This window comes from Acinetobacter sp. Root1280 (assembly GCF_001425285.1).
Classification (GTDB): Bacteria; Pseudomonadota; Gammaproteobacteria; order Pseudomonadales; family Moraxellaceae; genus Acinetobacter; species Acinetobacter guillouiae.
In genome coordinates this window covers 79,967-102,727 of the sequence record NZ_LMED01000001.1, presented here as the reverse complement: position 1 = coordinate 102,727, position 22,761 = coordinate 79,967, and the positions used below count along the sequence as shown (strand labels likewise).

General features: G+C 37.3%; 21 protein-coding genes and 1 pseudogene. 12 read left to right on the top strand and 10 right to left on the bottom strand.

From position 1 onward, the window contains the following. Positions 1-21: 21 nt before the first annotated feature. The gene (gene dctA / locus ASC84_RS00465) at positions 22-1,305 is read left to right on the top strand and encodes a C4-dicarboxylate transporter DctA (protein ID WP_056510614.1); all 1,284 of its coding nucleotides are present in this window, start codon (positions 22-24) and stop codon (positions 1,303-1,305) included. 263 nt (positions 1,306-1,568) lie between these two features. On the opposite strand, the gene ASC84_RS00460 is transcribed toward dctA, so the two are convergent. Then, the gene (locus tag ASC84_RS00460; protein ID WP_056510611.1) at positions 1,569-2,780 is read right to left on the bottom strand and encodes an MFS transporter; all 1,212 of its coding nucleotides are present in this window, start codon (positions 2,778-2,780) and stop codon (positions 1,569-1,571) included. 134 nt (positions 2,781-2,914) lie between these two features. Here ASC84_RS00460 and ASC84_RS00455 point away from each other — a divergent pair, with 134 nt between their 5' ends. The 3 genes from ASC84_RS00455 to ASC84_RS00445 all read left to right on the top strand — a co-directional run bounded on the left by ASC84_RS00455 (position 2,915) and on the right by ASC84_RS00445 (position 5,182). Continuing rightward, a complete protein-coding gene (locus ASC84_RS00455; protein ID WP_004721048.1) occupies positions 2,915-3,508 on the top strand; it encodes a TetR/AcrR family transcriptional regulator in 594 nt (197 codons plus the stop codon). 196 nt (positions 3,509-3,704) lie between these two features. Continuing rightward, on the top strand, positions 3,705-4,220 hold the full coding sequence (locus tag ASC84_RS00450; RefSeq protein WP_056510607.1) for a GNAT family N-acetyltransferase: 516 nt from the start codon (positions 3,705-3,707) through the stop codon (positions 4,218-4,220). A gap of 152 nt (positions 4,221-4,372) precedes the next feature. Further along, positions 4,373-5,182, top strand: a complete 810-nt coding sequence (locus ASC84_RS00445) for a siderophore-interacting protein (RefSeq protein ID WP_056510604.1) — start codon at positions 4,373-4,375, stop codon at positions 5,180-5,182. Positions 5,183-5,447: 265 nt separating this feature from the next. Here the strand turns inward: ASC84_RS00445 and ASC84_RS00440 are convergent, their stop codons facing one another. From ASC84_RS00440 to ASC84_RS00430, 3 genes are all read right to left on the bottom strand, one after another. Further along, a complete protein-coding gene (locus ASC84_RS00440) occupies positions 5,448-6,227 on the bottom strand; it encodes a TIGR03915 family putative DNA repair protein (protein WP_004721052.1) in 780 nt (259 codons plus the stop codon). Then, entirely contained in the window at positions 6,228-7,487 is a 1,260-nt protein-coding gene (locus tag ASC84_RS00435; RefSeq protein ID WP_056510602.1) for a putative DNA modification/repair radical SAM protein, read from the bottom strand. Between the two features lie 200 nt (positions 7,488-7,687). After that, complete coding sequence (locus tag ASC84_RS00430) at positions 7,688-8,110, bottom strand: PACE efflux transporter (protein WP_004721056.1); 423 nt, start codon at positions 8,108-8,110, stop codon at positions 7,688-7,690. Between the two features lie 93 nt (positions 8,111-8,203). Here ASC84_RS00430 and ASC84_RS00425 point away from each other — a divergent pair, with 93 nt between their 5' ends. The 3 genes from ASC84_RS00425 (at position 8,204) to ASC84_RS00415 (ending at position 11,791) form a co-directional block, all read left to right on the top strand. Then, positions 8,204-9,127, top strand: a complete 924-nt coding sequence (locus tag ASC84_RS00425) for a LysR family transcriptional regulator (protein WP_004721057.1) — start codon at positions 8,204-8,206, stop codon at positions 9,125-9,127. 139 nt (positions 9,128-9,266) lie between these two features. Further along, positions 9,267-9,983 carry a tRNA (guanosine(46)-N7)-methyltransferase TrmB gene (gene trmB, locus ASC84_RS00420; RefSeq protein WP_004821023.1) on the top strand — a complete coding sequence of 239 codons (717 nt, stop codon included), beginning with the start codon at positions 9,267-9,269 and terminating at the stop codon, positions 9,981-9,983. Positions 9,984-10,591: 608 nt separating this feature from the next. Beyond that, a complete protein-coding gene (locus ASC84_RS00415; RefSeq protein ID WP_056510600.1) occupies positions 10,592-11,791 on the top strand; it encodes a multidrug effflux MFS transporter in 1,200 nt (399 codons plus the stop codon). Positions 11,792-11,835: 44 nt separating this feature from the next. On the opposite strand, the gene ASC84_RS00410 is transcribed toward ASC84_RS00415, so the two are convergent. Then, positions 11,836-12,393: a TetR/AcrR family transcriptional regulator gene (locus ASC84_RS00410; protein ID WP_056510597.1), complete on the bottom strand. Its 558-nt coding sequence runs from the start codon at positions 12,391-12,393 to the stop codon at positions 11,836-11,838. A gap of 668 nt (positions 12,394-13,061) precedes the next feature. Between ASC84_RS00410 and ASC84_RS00405 the strand changes: the two genes are divergently transcribed. The 5 genes from ASC84_RS00405 to ASC84_RS00385 are packed head-to-tail and all read left to right on the top strand — an operon-like array spanning position 13,062 to position 17,464. Then, positions 13,062-14,132 (top strand): ABC transporter substrate-binding protein, encoded by a 1,071-nt coding sequence (locus tag ASC84_RS00405; protein WP_056510594.1) that lies wholly within the window; start codon positions 13,062-13,064, stop codon positions 14,130-14,132. A gap of 9 nt (positions 14,133-14,141) precedes the next feature. Next, positions 14,142-14,921, top strand: coding sequence for an ABC transporter permease (locus tag ASC84_RS00400; RefSeq protein ID WP_056510591.1), 780 nt, complete (start codon positions 14,142-14,144; stop codon positions 14,919-14,921). Continuing rightward, entirely contained in the window at positions 14,921-15,712 is a 792-nt protein-coding gene (locus ASC84_RS00395) for an ABC transporter ATP-binding protein (protein WP_056510588.1), read from the top strand. The genes ASC84_RS00400 and ASC84_RS00395 overlap by 1 nt, the downstream gene beginning before the upstream one ends. A 17-nt stretch (positions 15,713-15,729) precedes the next feature. Further along, the gene (locus ASC84_RS00390; protein WP_056510583.1) at positions 15,730-16,752 is read left to right on the top strand and encodes a D-cysteine desulfhydrase; all 1,023 of its coding nucleotides are present in this window, start codon (positions 15,730-15,732) and stop codon (positions 16,750-16,752) included. A 1-nt stretch (position 16,753) separates the two neighbouring features. Then, a complete protein-coding gene (locus tag ASC84_RS00385) occupies positions 16,754-17,464 on the top strand; it encodes an aspartate/glutamate racemase family protein (protein WP_056510580.1) in 711 nt (236 codons plus the stop codon). Between the two features lie 189 nt (positions 17,465-17,653). On the opposite strand, the gene ASC84_RS00380 is transcribed toward ASC84_RS00385, so the two are convergent. From ASC84_RS00380 to ASC84_RS00365, 5 genes and pseudogenes are all read right to left on the bottom strand, one after another. Beyond that, positions 17,654-18,916, bottom strand: a complete 1,263-nt coding sequence (locus ASC84_RS00380; RefSeq protein ID WP_056510579.1) for a carbohydrate porin — start codon at positions 18,914-18,916, stop codon at positions 17,654-17,656. Positions 18,917-19,179: 263 nt separating this feature from the next. Next, positions 19,180-19,891, bottom strand: a pseudogene (locus tag ASC84_RS00375) (YoaK family protein). A gap of 48 nt (positions 19,892-19,939) precedes the next feature. After that, positions 19,940-20,617 carry a YoaK family protein gene (locus tag ASC84_RS00370; protein WP_227515068.1) on the bottom strand — a complete coding sequence of 226 codons (678 nt, stop codon included), beginning with the start codon at positions 20,615-20,617 and terminating at the stop codon, positions 19,940-19,942. A gap of 38 nt (positions 20,618-20,655) precedes the next feature. After that, positions 20,656-20,820 (bottom strand): DUF1427 family protein, encoded by a 165-nt coding sequence (locus ASC84_RS22070; RefSeq protein WP_004721074.1) that lies wholly within the window; start codon positions 20,818-20,820, stop codon positions 20,656-20,658. A 57-nt stretch (positions 20,821-20,877) separates the two neighbouring features. Beyond that, positions 20,878-22,752 (bottom strand): amidohydrolase, encoded by a 1,875-nt coding sequence (locus ASC84_RS00365; RefSeq protein ID WP_056511851.1) that lies wholly within the window; start codon positions 22,750-22,752, stop codon positions 20,878-20,880. Positions 22,753-22,761 lie beyond the last annotated feature (9 nt).

Genomic DNA, 22,761 nt, shown 5'->3' with positions numbered 1-22,761 from the left:
TTTTAGTTATGAATCTCCTCAATGAAGCTTATTAAACGCTCTTTATTTTTACAAGTGATGATTGCATTGGTGATTGGTTGTTTATTCGGTTACTTTTTGCCTCATATTGCGATCAATTTTCAAGTGTTTGGTAATGGCTTTGTCAAACTTGTCAAAATGCTGATTGCACCGCTTATATTCTGTGTCATTGTGTTAGGAATCTATGGTGCAGGAGACTTAAAAAAAGCTGGGAAAGTGGGAATAAAAACGCTGATTTATTTTGAAATAATGACCACTATCGCTTTAATTTTAGGATTAGCCGCAGCCTACATATTTAAACCTGGGCATGGTATGCACGTGGATATTTCAACTTTAGATGCGTCCCAAATGACCAAGTACAATGAAAATATCCATGCAGTTACAGGCGTATCTGATTTCTTTTTAAATATGATTCCTCAAACCGCTGTGGGCGCATTTACAGGGAATGATATTCTGCAAGTGGTTGTCTTTTCAATTTTATTTGGCGTTGCATTATCTATGCTGTCTAAAGATGTCAGTGAACCTGTCGCCTCTTTTATTGACAAAATATCTCAAGTTATTTTTAAAATCATGTCCATCATCATCAAACTGGCTCCTATCGGCGTTTTTGGTGCAATTTCTTTTACCGTGGCAAAATTTGGAATAGAAACCTTACTAAATTTGGGCTATTTGGTCTTAATTTATTATGCAACTGTGATTTTTTTTGTGATCGTCATACTTGGTCTGGTATTAAAACTCTTAGGTTTCAATATTTTTAAGCTCATTCGCTATTTTAGAGAGGAAATCACCATTGTATGTGGAACATCATCTTCTGATTCAGTATTACCGCAAGTGATGTATAAACTAAAAAAATTAGGGATAAAAGACTCCACTGTAAGCCTAGTCATTCCATCGGGTTACTCTTTTAACTTAGATGGCTTTTCAATTTATCTCACCCTTGCTGTTGTATTTATCGCGCAAGCGACAGGTGTTCACCTAACAATTTCAGACCTCATCATGATTCTTTTAATCACCTTATTTACCTCAAAAGGAGCACATGGCATTCCTGCATCAGCGATCGTTGTACTCGCTGCGACTTTATCCAGCTTTCCTGTTATCCCGGCGATTGGCTTGGTATTGATCCTTTCAGTGGATTGGCTGATTGGTATTTTAAGAGCAGTAAGCAACTTGATTGGTAATTGTGTCGCAACTTTAGTGATTGGTGTATGGGAAAATGATGTTGATAAGAAACGTGTACATCAAATGTTAGATGATCCGAACTGGGCAAAAAATGAATTGAGCAGTTAAAACGCAATTAACACATAGTGGGGAAAATTAGAGTTTTATTCTGTAGCAAAACCAATGTACTACATAACCAACGCACTATTAGCAACACAATACGCTTTAGATAAAATCCTTTAACGCTATCTTAAGCACACATATTTCATAAAAACCATTTCCGCATTGAGTCGCTGAAATGGTTTTTTTATGAATCACAGTTATTCACTTAAACTAAAGCCCTCAATCGAAGACCACTCCAGGAAGCACAGCAAAAAGAATCGTGCTGATCATCATGACGGATCATTTGATATGGCTATGCTGTCATTAGCCATACGGTAATGTCCCCATAATACAATCACCAACACCATACCCCCTGCGCATAATGCAACGAGAAAACCCGATCTTAGCCCATAGCCATCAACCATTTGTCCAGAGATTGCTGCTCCTAGTGCCACACCAACATTTAACCCAGCCAGTAACCATGTCATACCTTCCGTCAGGCGATGTTTTGGCACAATGCGCTCAACCAGTGCCATTGCGACGATCATCGTCGGTGCAAAAAATACTCCTGCCAGTAAAACACTACTTGCCAACATCGTAATACTATTCACCCATAATAAGGGTAATGTACTCGCTGCAGTTGCCACGCCTCCGAGTAATAAAAGATGCTGTAAAGACATTTTCAATTTAACTGCACCAAATAATAAGCCAGCTAAACATGAACTTAACGCATATGCAGAAAGCACCAAACTAGCAGCTGCAGGCTGACCAAGATGTTCAGCAAAGGCGACACTAACGATATCAATCGTGCCTACAATGATCCCCATTCCAACCATTAACAATGTCAGCAAGCGTATCTGAACAAGCATTATGATTGAGCTGGAACGCTTATGAGTTAAATCTTGTATGTCGATTTGGAGTTCTGTACCTCGTTGTAACACCAGTAAAAATACACCGATAATCAACAACAATGTTGCAACCAGTAAACTTGCTTGTGGTAACACTGCTACCGATAAGCCAACAGACAATGGCGGGCCAATAATAAAGGTGACTTCATCAAGTACTGTTTCTAGTGAGTAAGCGGTTTGTAATTGAGCTTGTCCAGCATATATTGCCGTCCAACGCGCCCTTACCATGGCAGATATACTGGGCATAAAACCCGCCAATAATGCACCCACAAACAACGTCCAATCAGCTGCCCGCCACCATGAAGCAAATACCAATACTAGTAAACCAATACTGCTGATCGTTGTTACGATAGGCAGTATGCGGCTTTGTCCATATTGATCAACTAACTTTGATACTTGGGGCGACACTAATGCGTATGTCAATACGAATACCGCAGATACTCCTCCTGCCAGCGCATAACTCCCCCTCATTTGAGACAACATAACAATGATACCAATGCCGGTCATCGGTAAGGCAATCCGAGCCAATAGCCCAGCCAAAGCAAAACCTTGGGTCCCCGCGACAAAAAATAGTTCTCTATATGGACCAATCATCAGACTCTCCTGAATACAATCTCTTGCAAACATATAAGGATTCAGTAAAAATACATACATTGCGTATGAATAAAGCATACATTCATACGCAATGTATGTAAATAATCATACGAAATGTATGTAAGGAGAAATTGATGGTTCGTCGTACACGTATTGAAATGGAAGAAACCCGTGCTGCACTGATCGCAATGGCTCGAAAAGTCTTTAGTGAACGCGGTTATGCCGATACCTCAATGGATGATCTCACCGCACAAGCAGGTTTCACTCGTGGTGCGTTGTATCACCATTTTGGTGATAAAAAAGGATTACTGGCTGCAGTCGTCGCACAAATCGATCATGAAATGGATCAACGTTTAGATATGATCTCCGAACAAGCTAAAGATATTTGGTCAGGATTTAGTCAGCGTTGTCATACTTATCTGGACATGGCAATAGAATCAGAATATCAACGCATCGTACTGCGTGATGCACGGGCGGTATTGGGTAGTGCATCTATAGATTCGCAACAGCACTGTATTGATTCTATGCAAAGACAGATAGCACAACTTATCCAGCAAGGAATCATTGAGCAAGCTGATCCGCAAGCACTCGCCTGCTTAATTTATGGCAGTTTAGCTGAAACCGCGTTTTGGATAGCTGATGGTGAAGACCATAATCAAAGACTCAAGTCTGGAAGAACAGCACTAAACCTTTTACTCCGCGGGTTATTGATTAAAGTAGATCAATAAAAATTCTGATTGCTATGAGTTCAGGGATTAAATTGAAACTCGATATTCAGAATAGAATTAGAAAATTAGAATCGACATCCCTATTGATGACTTCAATTTAGGATTGGTTTTTAGCTTAAACTATCCTAATTTTAACCATGTAACTTTTGTCATCTATGCGATAAATTAACTGTAATTCTGAATTTTCGAGGTTTTTTTGAACTGGAATAATATAGAGATCCATTTTTCTCAAGTTGTTTTAAAACCATTTACATCTTTAGATGCTGATGAGGTATTTCAGCATATTACTCCCACCTTGACTCGATATATGGCTTGGGATCCTCCGCAAAGCCGTCAAGAGTTTGATGAGATCTGGCATAAATGGCTAGAGAATATTAAAGATGGGAATGAGTTAATTTTCGTCGTCAGAAACATTGCCAATCATGAGTTTCTTGGCCTTGCAGGACTGCATCAAATACAAACGGAAACACCTGAATTAGGCATTTGGATTCGAGAAGATCGACATAAGTCAGGATTTGGTAAAGATGCGGTAACAAGCATGGTTCATTGGGCTTCAGTCAATTTGAGTTTTAAAAATTTTATTTATCCTGTAGCTGTCGAAAATTATGCCAGTCGCCATATCGCGGAATCTTTAGGTGGGGTTATTTCTGAGTATAAAAAGAAACCTAAATATGATTCTGTAACCTATGCTATTCCTCCTCATACTGCATAATACCAATGGATAGATTAAATTGTTTATGATTTATTGATGCAGGATATTGAGCATCTTTGCAGTTTTATCATCAACTCTCACGGTAATAGTGGCATTTTCATGTAAAAGCCGATACGATAATGAGAATTATTGTTATTTATATGGAATAAATCATGGCGCTGAATGCACATCGCACTTTTATTCAAGTGAAAGAGAAAATATATCTAGGTCCAAACTATATCCGTATTATTTTTGACTGTGCAGATGTAGAGAAATTCAAACACACCAGTATTGGTGATAACAATAAAATTTTTATTCCAAGGCATGATCAAACCACAATAGAAATTCCTGATTTTGATTTTAATCAACGTAAATGGATTGTCAGTAATCCTGAGATGATGCCAGAAATTCGGACTTATACCCATCGAGATATTGATTTAGTCAACAAAACCCTAACCATCGAGTTTGCAATGCATGGTACAGATACGGTGGCTTGTCACTGGGCAGATCTTGCTCAACCTGGAGATCAAATTGGCGTAACCATGTCTACTGCCGCTAAAAATTCAATCCCTACAGGACTAAATCATTATCTCATTATCACCGATGGGACGGGACTTGCAGTCACTCAAGCGATCTTAGAAAAATTAACAGCTGATGCCAAAGTATATGTCATTGCAGAAGTGGCAACTGTAAAAGATCAAATCGAACTGCAGACGCAAGGTGATTTAGAGCAAATATGGCTGTTCAATCCGAACCCGCTTCAACAAAGCTTATTGGCTGACGAGTTGTTACGCCATCCTGAATTCATTAATCTACCAGCAAGCCGTTTTGCACATATTACCGCTGAACTACAAGCTGTACGCGCATGTCGTAATATCTTAAGAAAGCAAAGTGATTGGGGCAAAGAAGATTGTTATGCCTGTTCTTACTGGCAGATTGGGAAAGCAGATAATGAACGACAGTCTAAAGTGCTAGATGATTAAGTCAAAGTGAATAAATGATCAATCCCGAAATATCTGATTTATATTATTTCAGATAGATGCATTAAAACCTTATAAACTAGCATTTATAAGGTTTTTGATTCCCAAAAAAACTCAATTGAAAAAACACGAGTCTTAGAAATATAGAATAATTAGAGAATCAAGTTTAATACCTAAGAATTGACAAATTTCCAAACTCATTCATGAATGTAATAGAGAAAATCAGCTACACATCAAAACCAAACCCATATTATTGATTTAAAAATATTTAAATCGTTTTCTCATTCATATAGCGCCAATATCGCTTTGGTACATATTGAATATGCAGTTTAATGTTTTTTCGCGCTGAAATATTTACACTGTTAAAATAATCTTTCCAAAGCTGATCATATAGAACCTCTTGATGATCTAATTCAACACTAAAATCCTGACTAGAGCCTTGATGAATATTTTGATCAATTTCTAAGACATTCATATTGACTTGATGAACCTGTCTTAAATCATAATAGATACCAAAATTTCGTTTTTCATCATAAATAAGCCAGCGCTGGTCTTGATAGCGTGCTTTAAAATGCTTTTCGATCAAAGGCAAAACATTGAAATCTGGCTTAACCAAGCTTAAAAATAATTCATCTTTACATTTTTTAAAGCGAACAAAAGCTTCCATACGATGTTTTTCTCTTCCCACTTGTTTGGCCCATTTTGACAGTGCCAAAACATCTGGATGACCATAATCTCGATCAATCGCTTTTTGAGCGAAGAATGCATAAACACTAAAATTAAACAGATGTTGAAAAGCATCTTCCTGTTCAGATAAAAAAGTATAGTAAAAATTACGCAAACCACTTGCTGAAACTTTTAACTTTAGGCCTTGCCAAACTCTATTGGCTTGAGCGTCATTGGATTCAACAAAAATCGTTTCATCAAATAAAGCGGCTTGGGTGTTGTTTTCACTTGAGACAATGACATCGAACTCTTTAAATTGAAATGCACGAAATACACAGCACAAAATCCCTGTCATGGTCCCATCAAAAATATATTTCGCCATTTAGAATAACAAGTCCAACTGGGGTGAAAGTTGTTGAGTATATTTTGAATGCCCTGTCTGTAATATTTTCTGGCGAATTTGACTGGGTAATTGATCTTTTAAAAATGGTGGAGTATCTGCACAACGAATAAAATGCATTGCCCTATTATAAGCAATCCCCAATTTTTTGATTTGATCAATATGAATTTTACCAAAGCGACGTGCTTGAACAATCTTTTTAGCTGAACGTACCCCAATTCCAGGGACTCTTAAGATCATTCGATATTCAGCTTGATTGATATCGATAGGAAATTGTTCAGGATGACGTAGCGCCCAGCTCAGTTTGGGGTCGATATCTAAGTCTAAATTTGGATGCTTTGCATTGACAATTTCAGTCGCTTCAAAACCATAAAATCGCATTAACCAATCAGATTGATACAATCTATTTTCACGCAATAATGGCGGTGCTGAACCCACTGAAGGCAATGCTTTTTCTTCATCATTAATCGGAATATAGCCCGAAAAATATACCCGTTTGAGTTTAAATTCTTTGTAGTGATGATCAGCCATTAAGATAATATCCTGATCCGTTTCATTATGTGCGCCCACCACCATTTGAGTTGTTTGTCCTGCTGGAACAAACTTCGGCACAGTTTTTATAATTTTTCTTTCATCTTTAAATTGAATCAAACGATCTCGAATAATACCCAAATCTTTTTGCACTTCATCATGGGTTTTTTCAGGAGCAAACTTTTTAAGGCCTTCCGCGGTAGGCATTTCTAAATTGATACTCATCCGATCTACATAAAGCCCTGCCTCATGGATAATCTCCTGTGAAGCACCTGGAATCGTTTTAAGATGAATATAGCCATTAAAGTTTTCTTCTAATCGTAGCTTTTTAACGACTTGTAGCATGCGCTCCATGGTATAGTCTGCTGACTTAAAAATTCCTGAACTGAGAAACAGCCCTTCGATATAATTTCTTCTATAAAAATTAATGGTTAAATCAACAACTTCTTGTACCGTAAAAGCAGCTCGTTTGACATCATTAGAACGGCGAGAAACACAATATGAGCAATCAAAAATACACACATTGGAAAATAAGATTTTAAGCAGCGACACACATCGACCATCTTCGGTATAACTATGGCAAATTCCAGCCCCCGTATTGCCTAGCCCACTGTCTTTGTTTTTACGGTTACTGCCACTGGATGAACATGACACATCATACTTCGCAGCATCTGCTAAAATTTGCAGCTTTTCTCTAATACGCTCTGTCATCACTCACACCTAATTTTCCGAATGAACTTTAGTGATTATATAAATTATGAGCGGTCAACAACGGCGATTTCTTTATTGTTGCGACATGAGCTGTCGTATAAATTTAAAGCGTTAAATAGAAATTATTGTGCTAGAAAAAACCTGAATTATTGCCCATTCAATTGAATGGGCAAATAACTTAAGCAGAAACAACTACATTTTTAAGCTTGAGCGGAAAGTGGGACACCAAATAATCGATCAAAAGACCAATTAAAAATAAAGGTATAAATTGGAATGATAACAATTAAAGCCGCATCTAATAAAAATGCCTCTAGAAAACTAATATTCATCCACCATGCAATCAATGGAATAAGAAAAACCACCAAGGTTAATTGAAACCCAATCGCATGAGCTATACGGCGTTTTACTGTACGTTGACGTAAAGTTTGGCGTCTTTCCCATGCTTCAAAAATTAAGTTATAAATAAAGTTCCAGCTCACAGCAATCGTGGTAATCAGGAAAGCCAAAGGCCCCGTATGGGTTAATTGTGTACCCGAAAGTAGTGCCAGCCCTAAAGAAGAAATACCTAATCCAATGATTTCATAGGTACTTACATAAATTACTCTACGTTTAAGACCTTGCATAAACTTACCCAAACAGATTTTCAAAAAAGCTATTTTAATTTCAGTTATAATAATAGATAAAGACAATAGCTTTCAGTTTGACTGATACCAATTATGAATTTCACCAGCGAAAATATAGAATTATTTGTAAAAGTACTGGATACAGGCTCTTTTTCTGCTGCGGCTCGTGCCTTAAATCGAGTACCATCAGCCGTCAGTATGGGTATCGCAAATATCGAAGCAGAATTAGGCTTACAGCTGTTTGAAAGAACACCCCGCAAAGTGATTCCAACAGCTTCAGCACTTGCCTTAGCCCCACAAGCAAGAATCATCTCAGAACAATTAAAACAATTGAGTAAGCATGCTTATGAACTGTCCTTAGGTTTGGAGAGTACTTTAAAAATAGGTGTTGTATCGGATGTAAACAATCAGAAACTTTTACAATCTATTGATAAACTTGCATCAAAATACCCGTTGCTCAATATCGAAATCATTACTGCGCCACAAGATGATATTTTGCATTTACTGTATTCAGAACAAATCACAATTTGTTTAGCGGGTTCAGGGCAACATATCAAAATGCAAGAACATTTGCAGTTGGTCAGCATGGAGGTTGTTGTTGCAACTATATCTGCAAATCATGCCTTGATGAATCAAGCAGTTCATCCTATTTATATCGAGGATTTGGTTAATGTTCGGCAAATTGTTGTTGCGAGTAGTGCGCTTGATATTGCAGATTTGAGATCGGTAATTGCTGCATCTTACTGGCGAACCAATGATCTACAAACGGCGATTGATATGGTTGAGATCGGCTTAGGATGGGGAAATTTTCCATATTCATTGGTTAAGTCACATATTGATGATGGGCGTTTAATCCAAATTGATTTTAAAAATACCTACAATCAACTTTCTGTTCCGATTTATCTGATTTGGTTAAAAGATAAAGCACTACCTAAAGCATCGCGCGAATTAATCGAGTTAATTAGACAAAGTCTAAATGAACATAACGACTCTTTGAGTAACAGCAATACTCTCTGACTCAGCGCTCGATAGTGATTTTATTTTATCCAGTTTTCATTGTAAATTTATTAGAATTGAATGAAATTCTATAAAAAATTTGACTTGCGAAGCTCAGCACTTACAATACGCCTTTTAGATTTCTAGTATTACCTAAATCATGTCAAACGATCAAATTGAAGCACAAATTGTAGAATTAGACAATTTGCAAGAACACCGTGAAATTGTGACATTTATGCGTAGATCGTCACCACTCAATACTTCACAACGTACTGCGCTTGAACAACATCGTGATTTAATTTTGGAATACCCTGTCGGCGATTTACGTCAACACTTTGAACATCCTGAACGTCCACTTACGGTAGAAATTGGTTTTGGTATGGGCCGTTCTTTGGTTCTGATGGCAAAAGCCAATCCTGAACGTAATTTTGTTGGAATCGAAGTGCATGTACCTGGTATTGCGCAATGTGTTTATGAAGCAGGTATGGCGGAAGTTAAAAACCTCCGTGTTTTAGATGCAGATGCAATTCAAGTTTTACGAGAAATGCCTGACAATAGTATCAATACGGTTCAACTTTATTTCCCTGATCCTTGGCAGAAAAAACGTCATTTTAAACGTCGTTTTGTTTCTCATGATCGTATGCCATTGGTTGAAGAAAAACTTGAAATCGGTGGTACATTCCATGCTGCAACAGACTGGGAACCCTATGCTGAATGGATGCTCGATGTTTTAGACAATCGCCCTCGTTTAGAAAACTTAGCAGGCAAAGGCAATAGCTATCCTCGTCCTGAATGGCGTCCACAAACCAAGTTTGAACGTCGTGGTATTGAGGCAGGCCATAAGATTAATGACTTTATTTTTAAGAAAATAAATTAATGATCTAAGAAAACTAGACTGAGTCTACAATTAAATATTATAGGGTTAAATATCAATTATTTAACCCTATTTTTACATCTAAATTTAGGTAATTATTCGAGTTAATTCTTGTTCTAAAAATAATTAATTCAAACAATCAAAACATAAATATAAGACCTCATACGAGCCATAGTCTCTACTCAGCGCAAAATTCAGCCGGATAAGAATCAAGAGAAGAAATCAGGGCTAAAGGTCAATTAAATAATGGTCATTTTTTGATATTCAAACAAATATTGATAATTGTCAGATCAAAGTCTGAACGGCTACAAATTGAAACCGGTTCTAAAACAACATACTCCTCTTGCATGTAATTTTACATCAAGCGCTTTGACTAATACTTTCAGCATTCACTCAGCGTGACTATTATTTTATATGTTGTAATTTAATGACGATAGTTGGTTCATTTTAAAAGATTATTTAGTAAGGATTTTTTTTATACATATAAAGCTACCTTTGGCACCCTGCTCTTTAACTCCATTAAAAATCGTATTTTGGTTGATTTTAAAAACAAACAAAAATAAACTACCTACCGTTAGGTAGTTTTAAATATACAAATTTGGTGAAATTTTATGCAAGGTCACTTAAAGACTCACAAAATGAGTGCTTCATTTATCATATTACTCTCACTATTAACTGCTTTAGATGCCTTAGCAATTGATATTTATGTGCCCGCATTTCCAGTGATAGCGACCTCATTACAGGTATCTACCAGTCAAATTCAACAAACATTATCAATTTTTTTAGTAGGTTTAGCTGTTGGCCAAGGCTTATATGGACCATTTCTTGATCGTTTTGGTCGAAGAATTCCATTATTAATTGGTTTAATTATTTTTATTTTGGGTTCTCTGCTCGCAGCAGTCGCAACTTCACTTGAACTATTATTGTTCGCACGCTTTCTTCAAGCCATTGGTGCTGCGTCTGGTCTGGTCACACCTAGAGCAATTATTAGCGATATTTGTAATGAGCAAGATGCAGCTCGCCATTTTTCTGTGTTAATGCAAGTCATGATGGTCATTCCAATCATTGCCCCTTTGGTTGGAAGTCAACTTTTGAACTACGGCACATGGCATATTATTTTTTATACATTAGCCTTACTATCTTTTATGTTATTGGTGTGGAGTAGTATATCTGTTCCAGAAACATTAGCTCTTTCGAATAGACAACCCTTAAATCTAAAAAATATTTTCAAAAATTACTATCTTCTATGTAGAAATAAAAGCTATTTCAGTTTTACCCTTGCTGGAGGCTTTCTACTCGGTGGGTTCTTCTTCTACATTAGCAATTCACCCTATATTTTTATTCAACATTACTCAGTCAGCCCTGAACATTATAGTTATCTCTTTGCACTCAATGCACTGTGTTTCATCATCTTTGGTCAGCTTTCAATTTGGTTATTGAATAGAGGATGGTCTGCTTACCAAGTTTTAAAGCTAGGCTCTATTATTTTAATGTTTTTTACACTTATGCTTAGCCTAGTAACGTTACTGTATACACCAAGTTTATGGGCTTACACCCTATTACTGACTGTGGTTATTAGTTCTACAGGGCTTTTATTTGGTAATCTTACAGCACTGACCATGCAACAGGTACAACATCACTTAGCAGGAATCGCTTCAGCTTTAATTGGCTTACTTCAATATAGTTTCGGAGCAGTTATTGGTTTTATTGCCAGTCTTGCAACAGAAAATATCCTCGTCCTTCCTGTAACTTTACTTATATGTGCTTTTTGTATGATTATATTAAATACAATTGCTCATAAAAATGCTTAAAAATAGATAGTGCTAAATATCTAATATTAGATATTTAGCACCTTTTAACCGATTAACACCTCAAGTGCTTTTAAGATCGCATCTAATCTTTTTTTATATTTATCTTTACCACCATAAATGAGCTCACTTTGCAAAGCATCTACAAAACACATGCACAGTCGAGCCAAAGTTGTTGAATCAAACTTCTTGTTTTCTATATTTTCAGGGAATACGTTTTTAAAGATATTCTCCAAATCATCCATAAATATATGCATCGGATCAATCACTTGATCATAAATATGCTGTGGTGGGTTAATGAGCGCATTCATCCAAAATTGTACATCATATGAAGCATCAAATCGTTCACCTATGCTGCAGAAATATGCACAAAGTTGTTGATGAAAATTTTCTCCACCAGTTAATGTATTTTTTGCATAAGTCAGTTCATGATTAATCATAATCGGAATTAGACTCAAATATAAATCATCTTTATTTTTGAAATGTGCATAAATAGAGGGTTTTTTAATGCCAACGTCTTCGGCTATTTCATTCATTGATGTTGCAGTAAAGCCTTGTTTTGCGAATCGCTGCAATGCAATACTTTGAATTTTTTGTGCTGTCACAAATGAAACCTAACAAAAATTTTGCCTATTATATTAAAATTATCATCATTAAAGAAGAATTTAAGCTAAAGTCACCTGACTTCATTTTATAAAGCCATCACTAAAGATATATTCAATAATATATTTTTAATGGAGAGGCTAATTACTTATACATTTTTTGTGCGTAACTGATTGGCTTTAATATTCCACAATTTTGATCAAGCACATGTTCATTACCTCCTAATCTAATAATGGTTTAAAATTCATATACCTAGTTAGATAAGTTAAATGAATGTTAATCAAACCAAATTTTAGTTTGTTTGTTAATTGATCATTCTCATTTTAATCACCCTTTTTAATTAAACTTATAGGCTTGGTCCGAAAGTACTTATCAATACGAAAACCAGCATGTGTATTTTTGATATTTTTTACTTGAAGTAATCAGAATGTGATCATCAATTATTTAAATAAATGATTTTATAATCAAATTTCTACCTATGCTTTAAAAGCACATCATCTTAAAAATTTGACTACAAGGTATAATCTTTACTTTTAAAAACTATAAATATTTCTTTTTTATTCATAAAGATAACATCTATTTTATATATAACTATTCCATTTTTTCATATTTTTATTAATTTAAAATTCTCATTAAGATCGGAGAAATTTCAAAAACACTGGAAAGAAAAATGTTGAATACAACAGGTTTTCATTTTAAAAATTTGGCTTTGTCCCTCGGTATTCTCAGTTTTACACTTTTAGTTGGTTGTGGAAATAAATCGCCACAAAACAATGAACCCAAAGCTGAAGCGTCACAAACAGCAGAACAACCACAAGAGGTCCGTTTTGCTTGGGGTGGTGGTCCCCGTGTCTGGGTCCTAGGTAAAGCCGACGGAGATTTTGAAAAAGCTTTAGGCACCAAAATTAAGTGGGTTGAATTTGCATCGGGAGCAGATGTGATTAATTACTTTGCTGCCAATGAAATTGATATCGCCCGTTTTGGTTCAAGTCCTGCTGTTGCAGGGATCACTCGCGGATTACCCATTGAAGTCATTGGCTTAGAGGGTCTAATTTCAAGTGCAGAGCGTTTGATTGTTCGACCTGAAATTAAAACTCTACAAGACTTAGTGGGTAAAAAAGTTGCTTTCCCTGCAAACTCAACTGCACAATATGCATTAGAACAAGCACTTACATTAAATAAAATTGATAAATCAAAAATCAAATTATTACCACTTAAACCTGCTGAAATTGTTTCTGCATGGACTCGTGGCGATATTGATGCTGCCTATGTTTGGGGCCCATTTACACAACAATTAGAAAAACAAGGTGGCAAAGAGATTTATCGTACAACGACACTAAATGAACAAGGCATTTTGGTTTATAACAACTTCGCTGTCCGCAAAGAGTTTGCAGAAAAACACCCCGATCTTGTGATTAAGTTTTTAAAAGCATACCAAGAACAAGTTGATGAATATAAAAAAGATCCGAAATTAGCTTCTGAAAAAATTTCTAAATACTTAAACCTTCCATACGAGCAAGTTGAAACTACATTGGCAGGTATTGATTACATTCCTTTGAAAGATCAAGCATCTGAAAAGTACCTAGGTACAACATCAAACGATGAAAACTCAGGCTTGGCAAAAGCAACTCAAGATATTGCTAAATTTTTAGTCGGTATCGGCGAGCTAAAACAGTCTGATGTTCCAAAAAGTTATGCGCCCAATATCGACAGTAAATACCTTATCGAAGCAACTAAATAAGGTTATAGAATGAGTCAGTTGAACCCGTTTAAAGCAAAAGTAATTAGTGCATTATCACTAATCACTTTTGTTGTTATTTGGCAGCTTGTGTGTACCTTTAAACTTGTGTCACCCATTTTATTGCCATCCCCCTTACAAATAGTAGATACAGTTTTAGATTTATTTCAAAACGGTTATCGAGATGCTCCATTTTATCAACACATTTTAGTGAGTACGGCACGTGCATTTTTTGCATTTTTCATTGCCATTATTATTGGTGTTCCTTTGGGGTTGTTAATGGGCCGTAGTCCTGTACTCAATGCCATTTTAGATCCATTCGTACAATTTTTACGCCCTATTCCTAAAATTGCTTTAATCCCATTAGTTGTTGTGTGGTTGGGGATTGGTGAGGCATCAAAATTTTTCCTAATCTTTATTGCTACTTTACTTAGTGTAATTGTTGGCGCAACTGCAGCAAGCCAAAACGTTCCACAGGGTTTAATTCAAGCTGCACAAACAATGGGACTAGGAAAAGCATCAATCTTATTTCGTGTCATTTTACCCTCTTCACTTCCTGAAATTTTCACCACGATTCGCTTATCGATTGGTATTGGTTGGACCTCATTAATTGCGGCTGAGATGGTTGCTGCAACGTCAGGTTTAGGATGGATGATCATTAACGCGGGCTCATACTTACGTACTGATGTTGTGATTGTCGGTATTATTTTACTTGGAACAATTGGCTTTATTTTAGATTGGCTCATTGTAAAAGCACAGCAAAAATGGGCACCTTGGACAGGAAAAGTATAATGACTCAAACATTTATTCAGCTAAATAATGTTCAAAAAACATTCAAGCAAAACAAATCTGAAAATACGGTTCTAAAAGACATTAACTTAGAAATTTCTGAGGGTCAGTTCGTTTGTTTACTTGGTCCATCTGGCTGCGGTAAATCAACTATTTTGAACTTACTTGCAGGTTTTGAAAAACCTAGCTCTGGTAACATTTATGTAGATGGTCAACCTATTTCAGCACCAGGCATTGATCGAGCTGTTGTATTCCAACAAGCACAATTATTCCCTTGGCTTACAGTGAAAGAAAATATTTATTTTCCCCTTAAGCAATTAAAGGGAGAGCCTAAATACATTACCGAACAAACTGAATATTACTTAGAAAAAACAGGTTTAAAAAAATTTGAAAATCATCGCGTTTGGCAAATTTCAGGGGGGATGAAACAACGTGTTGCACTTGCCCGTGCTTGGGTCATGAAACCAAAAATTTTACTCATGGATGAACCCTTTGGTGCTTTGGATGCTCAAACACGTATTTTGATGCAGGAAACATTAACTAAGCTTTGGCAAGATAACAAAACGACCGTTTTATTTGTCACTCATGATATAGACGAATCTTTACTTTTAGCAGATCGCATTATCTTAATGGCAGGACATCCTGGGCGTATTGCAGAAGATATTCAAGTCAATTTACCCCATACACGTACGATTGAAAATATTGCTCCACAGCCAGAATTCATTGAAGCCAAAAAACATATTTTAGAAATTATGCGCAAAGAAGTTAACCGCATGATTGATTACATACACTAAATCTACAGGACACTTTTATGTTATTAAGTCATTTACCCCGCGTTAAACTTGTTCATGCACCTACTCCTCTTGAGTTTTTACCTAACTTAACCAAAGCATTAAACGGTCCTGAAATTTATATCAAACGCGATGATGCAACAGGTCTTGCTACTGGTGGAAATAAAACCCGTAAATTAGAATTTCTAATAGGCGATGCAATTGCAAAAGGCGCAACACATGTGATTACTCAAGGTGCAACTCAATCTAACCATGTTCGTCAAACCATTGCTGCAGCAAATAAATTCGGCTTAAAAGCATCTGTTTTACTTGAACAACGCGTCAGTGATGCTGCAGATGAATATTACAACAATGGGAACTTATTGCTGGACGAAATTTTAGGTGCCATATCAATTGAAGTTGTTCCTGGCGGTACAGACATGGCTGCTGCTTTAGAAGCAAAAGCAAAAGAATTAGAAGCACAAGGTGAACGCCCTTATATTATTCCAGGTGGAGGCTCAAACGCTATTGGTGCTTTAGGTTATGTATCTACTGCAATTGAATTAATTAACCAACTCAACCAGATCCAACTTGCCCCAACTCATCTTGTACATGCAACAGGGAGTACTGGAACTCAAGCAGGTCTTTTAGCGGGTATTGTTGCAACAAATTCTAACTTACCTGTGTTAGGTATCAGCGTTCGTGCTGAAAAATCTAAACAAGAAGAAAACGTCTATAAACTTACTCGCTCAACTTTAGAACATCTTGGTTTGAGTGCTGATCTTATCGCACGTGAAAAAGTTGTGGCAAATAGTGACTATGTTGGCGATGGTTACGGTATCCCAACAGACAGCATGGTTGAAGCTGTTGAACTCCTTGCCAGAACTGAAGGTATTTTGCTTGACCCAGTTTACTCAGGTAAAGGTTTTGCAGGTTTAGTAGGCCTAATTCGCCAAGGTTATTTCACTAAAAACGATAAAGTGATCTTTCTGCATACTGGTGGTGCTGTAGGCTTATTTGGGTACCGTAAAGCATTCTCTCACAAAGACGCATACCGCTTGTAAAATGATTGATTTTTCAGAATTTCCTACGCTCGGAATCCTAGGTGGCATGGGGCCAGGTGCTGCAGTTGATTTTCAACAGCGCCTGCTCGATGCAAGCCCTGCAACTAAAGATCAGGAACATATTCCAACTATTGTTTGGAATCATGGTGGAATTCCTGACCGACAACTTGCACTTAAAAACTTAGGTGAAAGTCCTTTCAAAGCCATGTTACATGGATTAAAAATTTTAGAACGTAGTGGTGTTGCTAAAGTGGCAATTCCATGTAACACCGCACATTTTTGGCATGCTGACTTACAACAACAGACCAATATTGAAATCTTAAATATGATTGAAATTACTGTACAACAGATTTTGGATCATTATAAATATGGTGATAAAGTTGGAATTTTAGCAACCAAAGGCGCCCTTTCTACCGAGTTATATCAACGTGAATTAAGTAAATATAACATCCCTTATGTAATGAATTCTGAAGAAGAAATTGAAAAAAAATTTATGCCTGCAGTTTATGCTGTTAAACGGAATGAATCAGAAAAAGCAGGTATCATTTTTCAAGAACTCAGTCAACGGCTTATGGATGTAGGTGCAGGTTCAATTATTTTAGCCTGTACAGAAATTCCCTTGGGCTTACACGCCATTCAATCTCCAATTTTAAATGTAAGCTTCGATACTACGCAACTTTTAGCAGATGCTTGTGTAAGGTGGTTTTACTAAAAATAAATCAGTCTTCATTTTCTATTTAAGAGAATACTTTGAATTATTTTCGGCTTTTTATTGCCTTACATTATATGGCATAAGCATGGATCAAGCAGTATATAAACCCATCTATAATCAATATAGATAAATACCTAGTGTTCGTAACATCAGCATGCATTGATAAAATTTAATTAACTATTCTTGATTCTAAAAGTTAAGCTTTGTCCCCAATGCCAAAACCCAAGCATTGTTGATATCATGTGTTGCACCAGGATGAACAATATATTGCAGGCTTGGACGTAACATCAGCCATTTTGTTGGATAATAACTATAATTTAATTCAATATTATATTCGGCATCAGCATTAATTTGCTTCTTATCATCTGCAAAACGATTATTGATATGAATACGATTAAGCGCAAAACCCAAATTATCCTCAGCTCGGCTGGTTATCACCCCATAATACTTTAGACCGATCTGTTGAGACTGATCCACCTTGTTGGTGGTACGGCTATGGAATGTAAAATTTGCAAAACTGTGTAAGCCCTGCTTTCCTACACCAACTGAAGTAAGTTGCTGGTCAAAATTAAACCAAGCGCCATAGGTATGATTTTGTTGCTGCCCCGTCCGTATATCCTTTTGATTTTTAGTTTCATCTGCAGTGTTATACATAGCCCCTATGCGATAAGTTCCTGCTAATGCATTGATCAATGATTTCGGTTGCCAGATCATCTCTAACGGAATGGTGACACCATCAGCTTGATGGGTACTCAGATTCCAGCCATGACGTTCTAAAGCATTTTGAGGGTTATATTCATAAACACCGATTTGTAAGGCGAGTTCTGGGTGAAATTGATATTTTAAACGACCACCCCATTGAGAAATTGGAGAGTTATACCAAATTCCGCTTTGCCATTTTCCCATTTGCGCAGCACAAAATGAATTATTTTGAAATTCACAAGACATCACATTGAAATCTGTACCCATTCCCAAACGCCCTAATTTAATACTGAGCCCCTGTTCTTTAAAGTTTTTCTCCAAAGAAAACTCGGTCAATCGACTTTTACTGTTGCCACGACCATAATTTGCTTGAACATTGGCAAGCTGTGGTGCGGATGGATCAGAAATATCTTCTGAAGATAAACTTTGTCCTTGTCTTGCTGTGATTGTTGCTCTTAATGTCATCCCTTCCCAATTTGCCAGCTTTTCTAAATCTAAAGTTGAACCAATTAAAAATTGACTGGCATATTTAGGATCACTCCCCGGATTGTAGCCACCATCAACTAAATAAGCGCTGTCTACAATCAAGTTTGCATCTAATTTAATGCCTTGCTTTAAAAGTTCAGTCCGTATCCCCTGCCAATCACCAAACAAATAAGGACTATTTTTGTCTAAGCTGTATTGAGCAGCATGTAACTGTATACTGAGCAATGAAACAATAGAAATTGTAAATTTAATCAAATTTGACATAGGTTTACCTTAATTTTACAAAGTCCATAATTTAAATAAATGACAGATGCTGGTTTTGCTATTCGACAAAACATGGTTTAATTTTTGGATTTCTCAAAAATGTGAATGATGAATGCGAGTTAAATCAATCAAGGCTTGATTTAACTAAAAGACGATTGTTCCAATAAATATTTGAGGGAATTTTTAAGCGCCTACGTGGTCACAATAATCATGACAAAACTCCATCAAGCATGATTACTCATTGACGTTTATTCATCATTGAGTCACTGGCTTGGTTGGACAAATCTTTGCTGGGCTGCTAGATAAGACAGATACAACACGGGTGCCACAAAGAAAGCGACACTCCAGAAATCTAGATACACATATAAAAAAGCACCTAAAAATGCGCCAATCACAAAACCCACCACAATGCTGAAACTGTGCTGTAACTTTTGCATATTGCTATGGTTCCGATCTCTTAAATAATTAGAAATATCTATACCTAACTGTGTTGTATTTCCCGTCATCATGGTGCTCGGACTAATATGTTTAATTAAGGTTTTACTTGAAGTGTTACGAATAGCTAAGGCGATCAGCCCTAAACCACCTGTAATTGCGACAGTGACACTATTGGCATCTTTAAACGGTTCAAAATATAAACCCGCAAGCATAAACCCAATTAAAAAAAATTGCTTCCCCCAAAAATAAATAACTTAAGGTGGTATGTTTTTGTACGCTACGATCAATCCAATATTTGGTGATGGCAACAGTCAGAATAAATAAGGGAATTGCCCCAAGCTTAATCCAAATCCCAGGCCCACCTTTGACCCAAGCAGCACCAGCTAAGACTAAGTTTCCTGTGACATGCGCAGTAAAAAAACCAAACAGTGCGATAAAGCCAATGGTATCAATTGCGCCACCCACAATTGTCAATAACAAAGGATCTCGACATGTTTTCCAAAACCCACTCGGCGGCGTCGTTTGTATATTTTCCATGTTCTACTCGTCATTCAATAATTAATTAGAATTAGGATCTTTCAAAACCTAAGCTTTTTTATAGTTGTCCCGATTGATGTAAATCATCAGCAATAAAACTGGGGGAAGCAAAAATAACCACAGTAGTGCAAATTTATATACGATTGCGGCAACTGCGCATCCCAGTGCAAAACTCAACATGGTTGGAAAAATTGCAACAATACTCTGTCGAATTTGCAGTCTTTTTTCCTGAGAAGGTTTGGAAAAAAGCTCGGCAATATTTAACATCAATTGTGTTGTAGCACCCGTCATCACGGTTGTTGGTGATTCTTTCGTCCAATGGATACGGTGCATCGCGTTTTGAATCGCCATAGCCGCCACCAACAACATGCCTACAGTGAAACTCATGATGGTATCGTATTTCGGAAAAGGCAAATAAAAGTAGGAACATACGGCGACTATACTAAAAAGCAAAAACATCAGTTTTAGAAAAAACGCATATGAACTGTTTTGATGTCGGATAAACTTTTGATCCAACAATTTGACCGATAAAACTGTAATACAGAACATCGGTAGTGCTGCCAATTTAGCCCAAGCACCTGTTTGACTCTCGGAGACTAAAGCCGCGCCTAATGTTACAAAATTACCTGTCACGTGGGCAGAAAATAAGCCATGCAATGCGAGAAAGCTTGCAGTATCGACATAGCCTGCATTGAAGCTCAATAACTTACTTAGTCTGAATTGCATCATTTGCCCCTTTCTCCTGTTATTGCATCACCCTATCGTTAGGATAATAAGTTTTTAATCATTGGCATGAGTTGTTCGCCAATAACCATCCCCAATAAACCGCATAGGGCCACAAAAGGAGGGGCTGGAGATTTCACATTTAATAGGTAATACAACACGCCAACCAACAACCCAACGGCCAAAGAGATCAGATAGATTTTCATAAATTTCTCCCCCAATAAAATTCCACCTAGTTTCAGATGGAATTTTTTAGGTTGGTTTTAAAAAGCAAAACAAGAACAGCCTAATGCGCCCCAAAATGATTTTTTATCCTGATCATTGATAGGAACATCAAGCATCCATGCATGCGAATGTCCATGCATGCCACAGCTGCTAGAACATGCACACACTGCTGAATCTTTTTGTAAGGGTTGTAAGGAAGGCGCATTACGATTTTCAGAGTGGCGCCACTGCCCGCCAAATCGCTTGACTGGTGACCAATCAGGCGATGCGGGTGGAATCGGTGGATCTTGTTGCTTAAATTCGGCACCCGCATAGACCACTTTACCGTCCATCACCGTCATGACTGATTCAATAAATTGAATTTCATCGCCCTCAACAGTGAGATAGTCATCTGAGAGTACAACTAGGTCCGCATGTTCCCCTGCGACTAAAGCGCCTTTATGGTTTTGCTCGCCTGAAAACCAAGCAGATCCTTTGGTCCATAGTCTTAACGCTGTTTGACGATCAAGTAAGTCTTTCTCATCATATAAAGTAAAACCACCCACGGTTTTACCTGTGGTTAACCATGCCAAACAGACCCAAGGATTGTATGATGCAACACGCGTCGCATCTGTTCCAGCGCCCACTGGTACACCCAACTCAAGCATTTTTTTTACCGGAGGCGTGTCTTTGGCTGCATCGGCACCATAACGCTGAACAAAGATTTCGCCTTGATACGCCATACGGTGTTGAATGGCAATTCCTCCACCGAGGGCACCAATCCGTTCTATGTTTTTTTCTGAAACCGTCTCTGCATGGTCAATAATAAAACGGGTTTCAAATGGCTTTTTACCATTGACACGTTCAAAAACATTGAGCAATCGACTAATGCTTTCATCATAGGTGGCGTGAATTCGAAACGGCCATTTCTTCTCAGACAAATGTTCAACAATAGCTTCTAATTCAGTTTCCATTTTTTCTGGAAGATCTGGGCGAGGTTCATAAAAATCCTCAAAATCACCAGCTGACCAAGTCAGGTTTTCACCCGCACCATTCATCATCAATAATGCATCACCATCACCAGGAAACGTCATTTCTGTCCATCGTTGATAATCTTCTAACTCTTCACCGGCTTTTTGTGCAAAGAGGTTATAAGCAATACGAACGGTCATTTGATCTTTTTCATGCAATTGATTGATGACTGCATAATCATCTGGATAGTTTTGCCCACCCCCTCCGGCATCTATCGCAGAAGTGACACCGAGTCGATTTAACTCACGCATAAAATGTCGAGTAGAATTCACTTGATCTTCGACGGGTAATTTGGGTGCCTTACCCAGTGTTGAATACAAAATTGCAGCAGAAGGCGTTGCCAATAATAAACCTGTTGGCTCGCCTTTTTCATTGCGTTCTATTCTGCCCCCGGGTGGATCAGGAGTATCTTTATTAAAACCTAAGACATCTAATGCTGCTCTGTTTAGCATTGCACTTGCATATAAGTGCAGAATAAAAACAGGGGTATCAGGTGCAGCTTTATTGATTTCAGCTAAAGTTGGTAAACGCTTTTCTGCGAATTGGAATTCAGTCCACCCACCGACAACACGTACCCATTGTGGTGCTGGCGTATTTTCTGCCTGCTCTTTGAGTAAGCTTAAAGCATCTTTAACCGTCGGAACCCCTTCCCAACGCAACTCCATATTATAGTTAAGCCCGCCACGGATAATATGGAGATGGCTATCATTTAAACCGGGAATAACGCGACGACCATTTAAATCAATCACTTTTGTCGAGGCTTTGGCCAACTTCATGATGCTATTTTCATCACCCGTGGCAAACACTTTTCCGTCAACGATCGCAATTGCATCTACTTCTGGTTGTTTCAGGTCGAGCGTAGTAATTTTGCCGTTCTTAAGAATTAACTGTACATCTGTCATGATCATCTC